General features: G+C 61.6%; 12 protein-coding genes. 10 read left to right on the top strand and 2 right to left on the bottom strand.

The features are described 5' to 3' along the window. Positions 1-118: 118 nt before the first annotated feature. Entirely contained in the window at positions 119-1,099 is a 981-nt protein-coding gene (locus AACZ26_RS01655; protein WP_339618610.1) for an Abi family protein, read from the top strand. A 250-nt stretch (positions 1,100-1,349) separates the two neighbouring features. On the opposite strand, the gene AACZ26_RS01660 is transcribed toward AACZ26_RS01655, so the two are convergent. Next, positions 1,350-2,099 carry an SDR family oxidoreductase gene (locus AACZ26_RS01660; RefSeq protein WP_339620613.1) on the bottom strand — a complete coding sequence of 250 codons (750 nt, stop codon included), beginning with the start codon at positions 2,097-2,099 and terminating at the stop codon, positions 1,350-1,352. Between the two features lie 32 nt (positions 2,100-2,131). Further along, positions 2,132-3,268, bottom strand: coding sequence for an alcohol dehydrogenase catalytic domain-containing protein (locus AACZ26_RS01665; protein WP_339618611.1), 1,137 nt, complete (start codon positions 3,266-3,268; stop codon positions 2,132-2,134). Positions 3,269-3,311: 43 nt separating this feature from the next. Here AACZ26_RS01665 and AACZ26_RS01670 point away from each other — a divergent pair, with 43 nt between their 5' ends. The 9 genes from AACZ26_RS01670 to AACZ26_RS01710 all read left to right on the top strand — a co-directional run bounded on the left by AACZ26_RS01670 (position 3,312) and on the right by AACZ26_RS01710 (position 12,455). Next, positions 3,312-4,508 carry a CaiB/BaiF CoA-transferase family protein gene (locus tag AACZ26_RS01670; protein WP_339618613.1) on the top strand — a complete coding sequence of 399 codons (1,197 nt, stop codon included), beginning with the start codon at positions 3,312-3,314 and terminating at the stop codon, positions 4,506-4,508. Continuing rightward, positions 4,505-5,638, top strand: coding sequence for an extracellular solute-binding protein (locus AACZ26_RS01675; RefSeq protein WP_339618614.1), 1,134 nt, complete (start codon positions 4,505-4,507; stop codon positions 5,636-5,638). The genes AACZ26_RS01670 and AACZ26_RS01675 overlap by 4 nt, the downstream gene beginning before the upstream one ends. Continuing rightward, positions 5,638-6,093, top strand: a complete 456-nt coding sequence (locus AACZ26_RS01680; protein ID WP_339618615.1) for a MaoC/PaaZ C-terminal domain-containing protein — start codon at positions 5,638-5,640, stop codon at positions 6,091-6,093. The genes AACZ26_RS01675 and AACZ26_RS01680 overlap by 1 nt, the downstream gene beginning before the upstream one ends. 22 nt (positions 6,094-6,115) lie before the next feature. Continuing rightward, positions 6,116-7,129, top strand: a complete 1,014-nt coding sequence (locus tag AACZ26_RS01685; protein ID WP_339618616.1) for a LacI family DNA-binding transcriptional regulator — start codon at positions 6,116-6,118, stop codon at positions 7,127-7,129. Positions 7,130-7,147: 18 nt separating this feature from the next. Continuing rightward, positions 7,148-8,119 (top strand): aldo/keto reductase, encoded by a 972-nt coding sequence (locus tag AACZ26_RS01690; protein ID WP_339618617.1) that lies wholly within the window; start codon positions 7,148-7,150, stop codon positions 8,117-8,119. A 109-nt stretch (positions 8,120-8,228) separates the two neighbouring features. After that, complete coding sequence (locus tag AACZ26_RS01695) at positions 8,229-9,398, top strand: mandelate racemase/muconate lactonizing enzyme family protein (RefSeq protein WP_339618618.1); 1,170 nt, start codon at positions 8,229-8,231, stop codon at positions 9,396-9,398. After that, positions 9,385-10,071 (top strand): RraA family protein, encoded by a 687-nt coding sequence (locus AACZ26_RS01700; RefSeq protein WP_339618619.1) that lies wholly within the window; start codon positions 9,385-9,387, stop codon positions 10,069-10,071. The genes AACZ26_RS01695 and AACZ26_RS01700 overlap by 14 nt, the downstream gene beginning before the upstream one ends. 27 nt (positions 10,072-10,098) lie before the next feature. Further along, a complete protein-coding gene (locus AACZ26_RS01705; protein WP_339618620.1) occupies positions 10,099-10,965 on the top strand; it encodes an amidohydrolase family protein in 867 nt (288 codons plus the stop codon). Positions 10,966-11,129: 164 nt separating this feature from the next. Further along, positions 11,130-12,455 (top strand): ABC transporter substrate-binding protein, encoded by a 1,326-nt coding sequence (locus AACZ26_RS01710; RefSeq protein ID WP_339618621.1) that lies wholly within the window; start codon positions 11,130-11,132, stop codon positions 12,453-12,455. Positions 12,456-12,498 lie beyond the last annotated feature (43 nt).

Consider the following 12,498-nt stretch of genomic DNA (forward strand, 5'->3'; position numbering starts at 1 on the left):
TCCCACGCCTCTCTTGGATGCGCACTTGGGAGATTTTTTTGTTAAGGAGGAGCCCCCGATGTCCCGACAGCGTCGGCCATTGCGCCCACGTGGCAGTCTCCATTACGACAAAAAGGCGTTGAGCCTCGATAAACTCGTCGATCAGCTCGAGGAGCGCGGCTTAATGATTCCCGATCGGGATCGGGCCTCACGGTACCTTCGACATATTGGCTACTTCCGCCTCTCGCCATACACAATCCCGTTCCAGCACGGACAGCCGGATCATCTTTTCCGCGACGGGACTAACTTCGACGACGTACTGGACCTTTACGTCTTTGACCGAGCACTTCGACTGCTTGTCATGGACGCATTGGAGCGCGTCGAGGTCGCGATCCGCGCAGCGCTGTCCGATCATATGTCAACTAAGTACGACGATCCGCACTGGTATGTCAATCCCGTGCACTTTACGAGCGGCTCCAAACACCGAGGCCTGCTGCAGATCGTGCAGACGGCTTCGGATGACAAGCTTGAAGGCGAGCCTGAGTCGGTGGGGGTGGTTCAGGCCCCAGGAGGAGAAGCGCTCCCGTCGGGCGACCGTGCGGTGGCCCACCGTTCCGCCCTCGAACACTATTTGCTGACCTACGCAACTCCTGAATTGCCGCCGTCATGGCTCGTCGTCGAATCCCTCACGATCGGCCAGCTCAACAACACGATCAAGAACCTGAAACTGCGCGCCGACAGGACCGCGGTGGCGGCCAGCATCGGGCTGACCGAGCCAGTACTTGTGTCTTGGATGCGAACCTTTGTGCGTGCCCGGAACATTTGCGCTCACCACGGTCGCCTCTGGAACGTCGGTCTTGGCGTCTACCCAGCGGTCCCAAACTCGCGCGGAATCTCTTGGCTGAAGGGCGACAACGCTCTCCCTGCGCGCTCGGAAAAACGTCTATACCCAGTGCTTCTAGCACTCCAGTCAGTGCTCGATGTGGTGTCACCCCGGAGCGCTTGGGCGCAACGACTCTACGATCTCGTGAGCACTCGCCCACCCATGAACCTCGCGAGCATGGGTATTCCTAAGAATTGGGCAGATGATGACTTCTGGAGCGAGCACATCACTCGGTGATCTACCGATTGAAATTTCTCTCAGCGATCTTTAGCACGCTACCAATCTCCTCGATTCGATTGACTATTTGCCCATGCTGCTCGTTGCTGCGGCAGTTCTGGCAGTGTGCCGCAAGCCGATCGTCAGACGGACCATTACTAGCCGATTTCGGGAGATCAGTACGTTCCGTCCTTTTACATTTCGGCCATACTCAAAAACAACTGTTGGCACCCACCGACGAGGATGGATGCCAACAGCGTGTGCGTAAGGACTAGCGGCCGAGCCAGCCGCCATCCACGTTGAGGATGGCGCCCGAGACGTAGTCGGAGGAGCGCGAGGCGAGGAACACGGTGGCACCCGCGAGGTCGCTGCCGACGCCCCAACGACCAGCGGGGATGCGGTCGAGGATTGCCTTCGAGCGGTCGGGGTCGTCTTGCAGCGCCTGGGTGTTGTCGGTGGCGATGTAGCCGGGGGCGATCGCGTTCACGGTGATGCCCTTGCTGGCCCACTCGTTCGAGAGTGCCTTGGTGAGGCCGGCGATGCCCGACTTCGCTGCCGTGTAGCCGGGCACGTTGATGCCGCCCTGAAAGCTGAGCAGCGATGCCGTGAAGATGATCTTGCCGCGGCCACGCTCAATCATCGAGCGAGCAATGGCCTGCGTGAGGGTGAACTGGCTCGACAGGTTCACCTGAATAACGCGATCCCACAGCTCGGTAGGGTGCTCGGCGGCAGGGGCGCGCTCGATGGTTCCGGCATTGTTGACGAGGATGTCCACGTTGCGGGTCGCGAGAGTCTCGCCGAACGCGGCTACGGCATCCGGGTCGGCAAAGTCGCACGCGATGCCCTCGAAGGTGCGGCCATACGAGGTGACCGCCTTCTCGATGTCGCTGCCCGAAGCCTCGATGGTTGCGCTCACGCCGATAATGTTGGCGCCGGCGGCGGCGAGTGCCTCGGCCATGGCGAAGCCGATTCCACGCCGTGCGCCCGTGACGACTGCGGTGCTTCCGGTCAGGTCAAACATGCCGGTCAAGGGGTTGCCCTCGTGGTTCGCGCTCACTTCTGGCCCGCCACATCCACGAGAATTTTCATCGCTTTGCCCGCGGCAAGGTCAGCAAACGCTTCGCTGGTCTGCGACAGCGGCACAATGCGCGTGATGAGCAACTCGGCGGGGATGACGCCGCTGTCGACCAGCTCAATAGCCTTTTCGAAGTCGGTGCGTTGGTAAACGCGCGCCCCCAGAATCGTGAGTTCGCGCCAGAAGACGCGCTGCAGGTTGATCTCGCGCGGTGTCGGGTGAATCGCGACGACGACGAGAGTTCCGCGCACCTTCGCGAGGTCGGTGGCACCAAGCACGGCAGCCGCAGCACCCGAGACTTCGAAGACAACGTCGGCACCGGCATCCGCGGTCCACTCGTTGACCCACGCAACCTGGTCGACCTCGAGGGGGCTAATAGTCGTGAAGCCGAGCGCGTCAATCTGGGCGCGGCGACCGGCGTCGATCTCGATGACGACAACCTCGGCACCAAATTCGCGGGCGACGGATGCGATGAGCACACCAATCGGACCACCGCCGATAATCACGGCCTTGTCTCCGGGCGCGAGCCCCGAACGGCGAACATCATGCACCGCAACCGCAGCAGGCTCAACGAGCGCGGCGTGATCGAGGCGCAGCTCGGGCGGGAGGGCCACAAGCGTTTCGGCGGGAACATTCCACTTTCCCTGAAGGGCGCCGGGGGAATCGATGCCGATGAACTCAAGGTTCTGGCAAATGTGCTGATTGCCGGCGAGGCAGGCGGGGCACGTGTTGTCCCACCAGAGGGGCATGACGGTGACGTGGTCGCCAACGTTCCAGCCGTCAACGCCGTTGCCGAGGGCGGAAATGGTGCCGCTCATCTCGTGGCCGAAAGTGAGGGGCATCTGTACTCGAGCATCCATGTTGCCGTGCAGGATGTGCATATCGGTGCCGCAGAGACCGTTGTAGGCGACGGCAATTTGAACATCACCAGCTGCTGGAGGCTTCGGTTCGTATTCGTTGACCTCAAGGCGTTGCTCGCCAACATAACTCACGCTCAGCACTGGTGCGCTCCTTTGCGATTGGTGGTGCGCGAGGGTGATGAGCCACTGGATGTTGTTGATGAGCCGGTGGATGGCACTGGTTCCCTTGCGCCTATTTCTGCGCCATACTAGCATGATCAAACGATTGTTCACGAGTACAACAGAAGGCTGACCGGCAATGAATCACCGCAACGGCGCACCAACGGAGTCTGCGCCCTCTGAACTCCCGCTCGAGGGAATTCTCGTTCTGGACTTCAGTCAGTTTCTGGCCGGACCTGTTGCAGCACTTCGACTTGCCGACCTCGGTGCCCGCGTTATCAAGGTCGAACGACCCGGCACCGGCGACATCGGCCGCACTCTCGCCTTTGCCGGTCGCGAGTTCGACGGCGACACTGTTTCGTTCCATGCGATGAACCGCAACAAGGAGTCCATCACCGCTGACCTCAAGGTGGCCGACGATCTCGCCTACGTGAAAGAACTCGTTGAGCGCGCTGACGTGATCATCCAGAACTTCCGCCCCGGCGTCATGGAGCGCATCGGCCTCGACTTTGAATCTGTGCGCGCCATCAACCCCGGCATCGTCTACGCCAGCGCGACCGGCTACGGCGAAGAGGGGCCGTGGAAAGATCGCCCAGGGCAAGACCTCCTCGCTCAAGCGATGTCGGGCATCCCGTGGCTCAATGGCTCGAAGACTGACGGTCCTGTGCCCGTCGGTTTGTCGATCGCTGACCACCTGATGAGCTGCCACATTGCGCAGGGGGTCACGGCTCTTCTCGTGCGCAAGTTCCGCACCGGCAAGGGTGGGCTTGTGCAGACGAGCCTCCTCGAAGCGATGCTCGACCTGCAGTTCGAGCTGCTGAGCACCAAGCTCAACGACGACAGCATTACGGTGCAGCGTCACGGCGAGCACTCGGCCCACGCCTTCCTCGCCGCGCCCTACGGCACCTATCCCACCACAGATGGTTACATCGCGATGGCGATGAATCCGCTGCCCAAACTCGGCGATCTTCTCGGCATGCCAGAACTCAGTGAGATGCACGATCCGCAGCTTGCCTGGGATCGCCAAGAGTACGTCGAAGAGCTTCTCGCGGCACGCTTCGCGACAGGCACGACCCAGCAGTGGCTCGACGTCCTCGACGCTGGCGATGTGTGGTGTGCTCCAGTTCTCACGCTCGACGAACTGCTCGCCTCCGGCGGATTCGAAGCGATTCGGATGACGCAGCCCGTCACCCGCGGAGGCAACGAACTCTTCACGACCCGCAGTCCCATCCGCGTTGACGGCCAGATCCTCACGAGCAGTAAAGCGGCCCCCACCCTCGGGCAAGACAACGACCGAGTGCGAGCAGAGTTCCCGGCCAGAAAGGCAAGCGCATGAGCCCGACCATCCTTCGCGGAATGACCTGGGAGCACGAGCGCGGCTACGGCAGCGTCGTGAAGGCCGCCGAAGCGTATCGCTCGGTCGCTCCTGAGGTTGAGGTGCAGTGGGAGTACCGCTCGCTCCAGGCTTTTGCCGATCAGGATCTGCAGAGTCTCGTGGAGAACTACGATCTGCTCGTCATCGATCATCCGCACATTCCTGTTGCGGCGGAAGAGAAGCTCTTCGCTCCGCTCAATGGACGCGGATTCGATGCAGAACTCGCCACCTTGGCCACCCAATCGGTGGGGCGTTCGCACGAGTCGTACCAGCACCTCGGCCAGCAGTGGGGGCTCGCTCTCGACGCCGCTGCCCAGGTTTCCGCCTACCGGCCCGATCTTCTCGAGTCTGCGCCGAGCACGTGGGACGAAGTAATTGCGCTCGCCGAAGAGGGGCGCGTGCTGTGGCCCTTCAAGCCCGTCGATGCGTTCTCGAGCCTCGTCACTATCGCTTCTGGTCTCGGCGAAGACGCCATGACAACGCCCGGGGTTTTTCTCTCGGAAGACATGCTGACGCGAGCCATGGAACTGCTCACCCGCCTGGCGCGACTCGTGCCGGCCGAGAATGCAGGGTTCAACCCGATTCAGGTCGCTGATGTTCTCGCCGAGAGCGACACCTTCGCTTACGCTCCACTGCTCTTCGGATACACGAACTACTCCCGCGCTGGCTACCGATCGCACCGCTTGCAGTACATTGACATCCCGCGCTCGACCCGTGGTGTTGCCGGCTCGCTGCTGGGGGGAGCCGGAATCGCCGTCTCGTCTCGCAGTCAGGCGATGGATGCCGCGATCACACACGCCTTCTGGCTCGCGTCGGGTGACGTGCAAGCAGGAGCGTACTACGACGGCGGTGGCCAGCCAGGTAACGCCGTCGCGTGGGAGAGCGAGCGCACCAACGCCGACAGCCTCAACTTCTTCACGGGCACTCGCGCGACCCTCGAAGGCGCCTACTTGCGCCCACGGTTCGCGACCTACATCGAACTGCAGAATGCAGTCTCGCCCCTCGTGACCTCGGCCCTACTCGGCCAGATCTCGCTCTCCGAACTACGCGAACGCCTCGACGCTGGCGTCGCAGAATGGTTGGTGCGCTAATGCTGACAAAAGACCGTTGGTACGACGACCACGAGGTGGGGGAGCGACGCGAAACCGTCGGCCGCACGATCACGGAAGCCGACATCGTGTTGCACGCCGGCCAGACGGGTGACTTTTTTCCGCACCACATGGACGCCGCATGGATGGCAACCCAGCCAGCCGGTCAGCGCATCGCGCACGGAACCCTCATCGTCGCGGTAGCGGTGGGCATGACCGCTGGCGACATCAACCCACAATCAATGAGCTACGGCTACGACCGCATCCGCTTCATTCGCCCTGTTTTCATCGGTGACACCATTCGGGTGACCGCAGAGATTAGCGACATGGCGCTGCACCCGAAGCGACCGGATGAGGTTGGTTACGTGCACGAATTGGTGACGGTGATCAACCAGCACGGTGACACCGTGATGGTGCTGACTCACCTTTATCTGGTCAATCGACGTACCAGCGACTAGTTGCCCGAATACACTGGCAACCATGGCTACTTTGAGTGATGTTGCAACCCGCGCTGGAGTCTCGGTGTCGGCGGTATCGCGAGTGCTGAGCGACAAGCCCGGGGTACGGGTGAGCGAGGCAACCAGGCAACGTATTCACGAAGCGGCGCGCGAACTCAACTATCGCCCCAACTTCACCGCTCGAGCGCTCAAGTCGTCACGCACTCACGCGGTTGGACTCGTCGTGCCGGGAGTGACGAACGCGATTTTCGCTGAACTCATGCGGGGTGTTGAAGAAGAAGCCAGCAGCAAGGATTACATGGTGCTGATCGCGAGCACCGAACGTTTGCCTGAGGGTGAAGAATCAATCCCGCGCCTCATGGGTGAGGGACGAGTCGACGGAGTTCTCGTGCAATTCGGCGACCACTTGAGTGGTGACGACCTGCGCACCGTTACCGATAGCGGCCTTCCCGTTATCTCGATCAACACCATCAACCCGGGCAGCGGTGGCTCTGTTCGTCTTGAAGATGAAGCTGGGATGCGCCTCGCGACAGAGCACCTCATCGAGCTCGGTCACACCCGCATCGGCTACGCCGGCGGTGTGCCCACCTCGGAGTCGGGTCAGCGTCGTCTTGCCGGGTTCCTCGAAGCCATGGCGAATGCCAAGCTCACCGTTGAACCCGAGTTGGTAACCACCTTCGGGTATTACCCCAAGCAGGGTGCTCAGGCTCTCGACGCGATGGCGGAGCTGTCCACCCCGCCCACAGCAGTAGTTGTTGCGAACATCAACGCCGCTCACGGTGTGCTCTCCGAAGCGCGACGGTTGGGCATCCGCGTTCCTGAAGACATGTCGATCGTGGCCATGCACGACACCTGGACGGCAGAAATCGCCTGGCCGCCGCTCACCTGCGTGCGCCTGCCGCTCTACGAACTTGGCCGGGCCGCTATGGCCAGCCTGTGGGAGAACATCAACTCCGGAACCGCCGAAGACCGCATCATCGCCGACCCAGCACCGCAGCTGGTCGTGCGCGAATCGACCGCGCCACCCGCGCGCTAACTCTCTGGAGGAGCCTCCGTGCAGACTCGATCGACCCAACGGGGTCTTGAACTCACCGAAATCGGACTCGGAGCTGCGCAACTGGGCAACCTCTACCGGGAAACCACCGACGCTGAAGTCGAAGAGGGCGTCGCGGCAGCGTGGGATGCCGGCGTGCGCTACTTCGATACTGCGCCGCACTACGGGCTCGGGCTCTCCGAGCGCCGCCTTGGTGAACAATTGCGCACCCACCCGCGCGACGAATACGTGATTTCGAGCAAAGTCGGCAAGCTCCTCGTGCCGAACCCCGGCGGCGAAGACCGCATGGATGACGAAGGTTTTGCTGTTCCTGCCGTCACAAAACGGCAGTGGGATTTCAGCCGCGATGGCATCTTGCGGTCAGTCGAAGCATCGCTTGCACGCACCGGACTCGACTACCTCGATGTGCTCTACCTGCACGACCCCGATGATCACTTCGAGCAAGCCTCTACCGAAGGAATCGGTGCGCTCATCGAGTTGCGCGAACAGGGCGTCGTAAAAGCAGTGGGCGCCGGCATGAACGCAGCGGCACCGCTCGCGGAGCTTATTCGTCGCGCTGATGTTGACCTTGTTATGTGTGCCGGGCGGTTCACTCTGATCGATGACGAGGCGCTCGCCGATCTCTTGCCGACTGCCTTGGAGCGCAAGGTCGGCATCGTTGTCGCCGGTGTCTACAACTCTGGTCTGCTTGGACGCAACCGCCCGAGCCCCGACGCAACCTTCGACTACGAACCTGTTCCACCGGCGATTCTTGAGCGCGCCAATCGCGTGGCCGACGCGTGTGAAGCCCACGGCGTCACGCTGCCCGAGGCCGCCATTGCTTATGTTCTGCGGCATCCGGCTGTCATCTCGGTGGTCGTCGGCGCTCGCGGTGGCGATCAAGTGCGGTCGAATATCGAGCGCTACAGAGCGACAATGCCCGAGGGGCTATGGGGCGACCTTGAGGCCGCCGGCGTGATTGCTGCGCTGTAGCGACGTGCTGGTGTGGAGCTCGCATCCGGTCTAGACGCTCTTGTGATCAAACGATTGATCAGATACGGTAACCACTATCGCTCGCTACTAGAAATGAGGCGCCCTTCCCATGGGACTCACTGATACAGCTCTCACCATTACCGCCGTGCGCGCAGTGTTGCTTTCGCACCGGTACCAGCCAGGAGAAGAACTCACGTGGGTAGGAGGCACCATTTGGTCATGGGATGCCGCTCTCGTCGAGGTAACCCTCTCTGATGGAACAACCGGAGTCGGCGAAGCAGGCGCCGGCATCATGGCCGCCGAAGCCGTGCCCGGAATCGTGGATGCGTTCCGGCCCTACGTTCTCAATCAAGAATTCGCCCACCCGCTCGAAGTAGCCGACCACCTTCGCGCCTACACCGCTTTCTGGGCGCGCGGCGGAATGCTCAACGGTGTTGCCGGAGCGATCGAAACCGCGGCAGTGGATGCCGTAAGCAAGCGCCTCGGCGTGCCCGCCTACGACATTCTTGGCGGGCTCAAACGCGACTGGATCGAGTCCTACGCCAGTGGCGGACTCGGCACGACCTTCGGCGAGGTTTCAGACTGGGCAGCGGCACAGATCGAGGCAGGCTTCGGCACGGTGAAGTTCCGCGCGATGACCGACCCCGACACCACCATTGCGTTGCTCGACCACGTGACCGCGCTGCTGCCCGAGGGCGTGCAATTCGTGATCGATGCCGTGCAGGCCTGCGCCTCTCACCCCTGGCCCGTCGACGAAACAATTCGAGTCGGGCACAAAGCTGCCGAGCTGGGTGCCCGCTGGTATGAAGAGCCCTGCCAAGCGGATGACGTGGCCGGTTACGCGGCGGTGCGTGCTGCCGTCGACGTGCCCATCTCCGGTGTCGAATCCAACGGAACAGTCCGCGACTTCGCCCAACTTCTCGAGGCCAATGCGCTCGACGTCGCCCAGCCCGATGTCACTTTCGTTGGAGGGCCTAAAGCTTTTGCGCAAGTCGCCGAACTCGCCCACGCCAGCGGCGTAAAGACCGTTCCCCACGTCTGGGGCAGCGGCGTGACCTTCGCAGCGAACCTGCACACCGTTTTCGCCAACCCCCACGTTGAGCTCTTCGAGTACTGCACACTGCCGAATCCGCTGCGTGATGCGATGCGGGTGGAAGAGGTCGACTTCCGGGACGGTGGGATCGTGGCTCCGAAAGCCCCTGGCTTGGGCATCCAGTTGACTCCAGAGATCGAAGCGCGGTTTCCGTTTACTCCAGGAGGTGGACATGTCATCCGCTAGCACTCCATCCACCAACAGCTCGGGGTTTACGCCGCACCCCGGCGATGAGCGCCTCACGACCGCGATTCTCAGCGACTCGTGTGATGAGTCAGGGCTACGCAATCAAGTGCTGAACCAGCGCCTTGCTCCGATCACGCCAGGCTCGCGCGCGATCGGTCGCGCCCGCACTGTTCGCTTTGCGCCGGCGCTCGAATCCGATCTCGACGACCCCTACAAAGAGTCGATCGACTTCATTGACGGCATCGCTGCCGGTCAGATGATTGTCATTGCGACAGCGGAAAACAACGATTCAGGATTCTGGGGCGAACTGTTCAGCGCTGCCGCGATGGGTGCGAAAGCGTCCGGGGTTATTACGGATGGCAATCTGCGCGATACTGACAAGATCGCCGCACTGGGCTTTCCGGCATTCTCGCGCTCGCGTCGCCCCATCGACTTCCGTGCCCGCATGCGCGTCATCGCCTCCGATGTTGTCGTCGAGTTGGGCGGAGTGTTGATCGCACCCGGCGACCTCGTGATGGCGGACGATGATGGGGTGGTCGTGGTTCCTCAGGCGCGCGAAGACGAAATCTTGACTCGAGCTCGCGCCCGAGCAGCCAACGAATCGACGGTCCTGGCAGAACTGCTCGCCGGCGACTCGCTGCGCACCGTGTGGGAACGACACGGAATTCTCTAAACTGGCCACTCGCGAAGGGACAACACCGTGGTTTTTCCAATAATTGATGCCCACCAACACATCTGGAACCCCCACCGAGCTCACTATGACTGGCTCGACGAATCACTAGCACCTATCAATCAAGTGATGACGCTCGAGCAGCTCATTCCGGAACTGCGGGATGCCGGAGTCGACTACACAGTGCAAGTGCAGTCAGCAGATAACTTCGATGACACTCGCCTCATGGTGGAATCGGCGGCGGCCAATGAGCAAGTTGCGGCAATCGTGGGCTATGCGCCCATCGACCGCCCAGAGCAGGCGGCGCGCACAATTGAGTCGTGGCAGGGAGATACCCGCGTGGTTGGAGTGCGCACGCTTATTCATAATCAGGAAGATCCGGAGTGGTTGTTGCGCCCCAACGTTGCGGAAGGGCTGACGGTGCTGGAGCGCGCTGGGCTCACCTTCGACGTGGTCGCTGTGTTGCCCGAGCATCTCGCGCTGATTCCTGAATTGTCGCGGCGGCATCCGCAGCTCCGCATGGTTATCGACCACTTGGCGAAGCCGCCGATCGGCCTTGAGGAGCGCGAGCCGTGGTGGTCGGCGATTGCAACGGCGGCGGAGAACCCGAACGTTTATGCCAAGGTGAGCGGGCTCTACTCGGCGGCGGGTGCTCCGCAGCAGTGGACTACCGAGTTTGTGCGCCCCTTCTTTGAGCGTGCGCTCGACGTGTTTGGCCCTGCGCGTTTGATGTATGGCGGTGACTGGCCCATTTCGGTGCTCGCTGGCGGATACACGCGAGTGTGGCAAGGGCTCCAGCCGCTCTTCGACAGTGTGGATGCCGCCGACAGCGAGAAGCTGCTTGGCCGCACTGCTGCGGAGTTCTACGGCATCGATCCCGCCCGCATCGGCTACTAGGGCAGTGCGTGCAAACTGCGAGATAACGGTTGAAAAACCTTTGGTCAAACGTTTGCACAACCTTCGCGCTTGGTATAACGTTTGAGCACCGGAGAAATTGAGTCGTTCCAGCGTCTTGCATCTCTCCACTACGAAGCAGTAGTAACCCCCACCAAGGAGTGTCAATGAAGACGAAGAGGTTCCTTTCCGCCAGTGCAGGAGTGGCCATTATTTCCGCCGCTGCACTCGTTCTATCCGGCTGTTCAGCTGACGGAGGCGCAACCGCCCCCGAGCAAACTGACTCGGGTGGAAAAATCACGGTGTGGGTTGACCCACCCCGCGTTCCCGCAGCAGAAGCCTTCCAAGAAGCGCACCCCGAAATCGAGATCGACGTTGTTCAGATCGACGGCACCGTGGGCGGGCAGACCGTGAAGCAGGCTTTCGCCAACTTTGACTCCGCTGGATCAGGATGGCCCGACGCCATCTTCTTCCCCTCCAACGACGACATTGCCTGGGCAACCGGCGCAGCCAGCAACTACGCTGCCGACCTGACCGATCTGCTTCCCGATGTCATCGATGGTTACGACCCCGCAGTGCTCTCCTTCTGCGACATCGATGGTCAGATTCGCTGCCTCCGCAACGACGCTGCGCCTGACGTCTTCTGGTACAACAAGGCCTTCTTCGACGAAAACGGCTACACACTGCCGACCACGTGGGAAGAATATGGCGACCTTGCTGTCGAGATTGCCGCAGCTCACCCCGACAAGATCAGCGGATTCTTGGGAGACGCTTACGCCGTCAACCGCTACCTTCAGGCCGCCGACTGCCCCACCAACGACCGCCTCTCAGAGTCGGAAGTTCACATCAACCTCGACGACCCAAACTGTGTTCGCGCCAACGAATTGCTCTCGCAGATGTACGACGGTGGAGCACTCACCACTCAGGGAATCTTTGACGGTGACGCGGCAGCAGCCGGTGTAAACCTCGTCATGAGCCCCGGCGCTGTCTGGTGGGGAAACTACCTCTTCCGCGACACCTGGAAGATCCCTGCCGGCCAGATGAGTGCAAGCGCACCGCTGACCTGGGAAGGCGAATCAAGCCCGACCGCGGGTAACGAAGGTGGCGGCCTCTGGGGCGTTTCTTCACACATCACCGGAAAGCAGCTCGAGAACACGCTGACCTTCGCTACCTTCGTCGCCACCGACCCGGCTTGGCAGGTTGAGCTCTCAACCGGTCTCCCCGGCTACGGTCCGATTCAGGATGCGTGGCTCGCCAAGCTCGAAGCTGATGGCTACTTCGCTGACGTTGCAGCAGTGCAGCAGGCATTCAAGGATGCCGCTGGCGCAGTAGCACCGTACTCGTACATGCTTTACGACACGGGCGCAGCCTGGACCGAGACCGTCAGCCCCACGCTGATCGCCAACGGTTCAATGAGCGATGCCCTCAGTACCTTCGGAGAAGAACTTGTGAACCGCGCCACCTCGGTCGGTTACACGGTCACCGCCGAATAGAAGTAATCAGCTAGGCACAGCATGTGTGGGGGTTTCAGATCCA

The sequence above is a fragment of the uncultured Salinibacterium sp. genome, from assembly GCF_963974405.1.
In the GTDB taxonomy this organism is placed as follows: Bacteria; Actinomycetota; Actinomycetes; order Actinomycetales; family Microbacteriaceae; genus Rhodoglobus.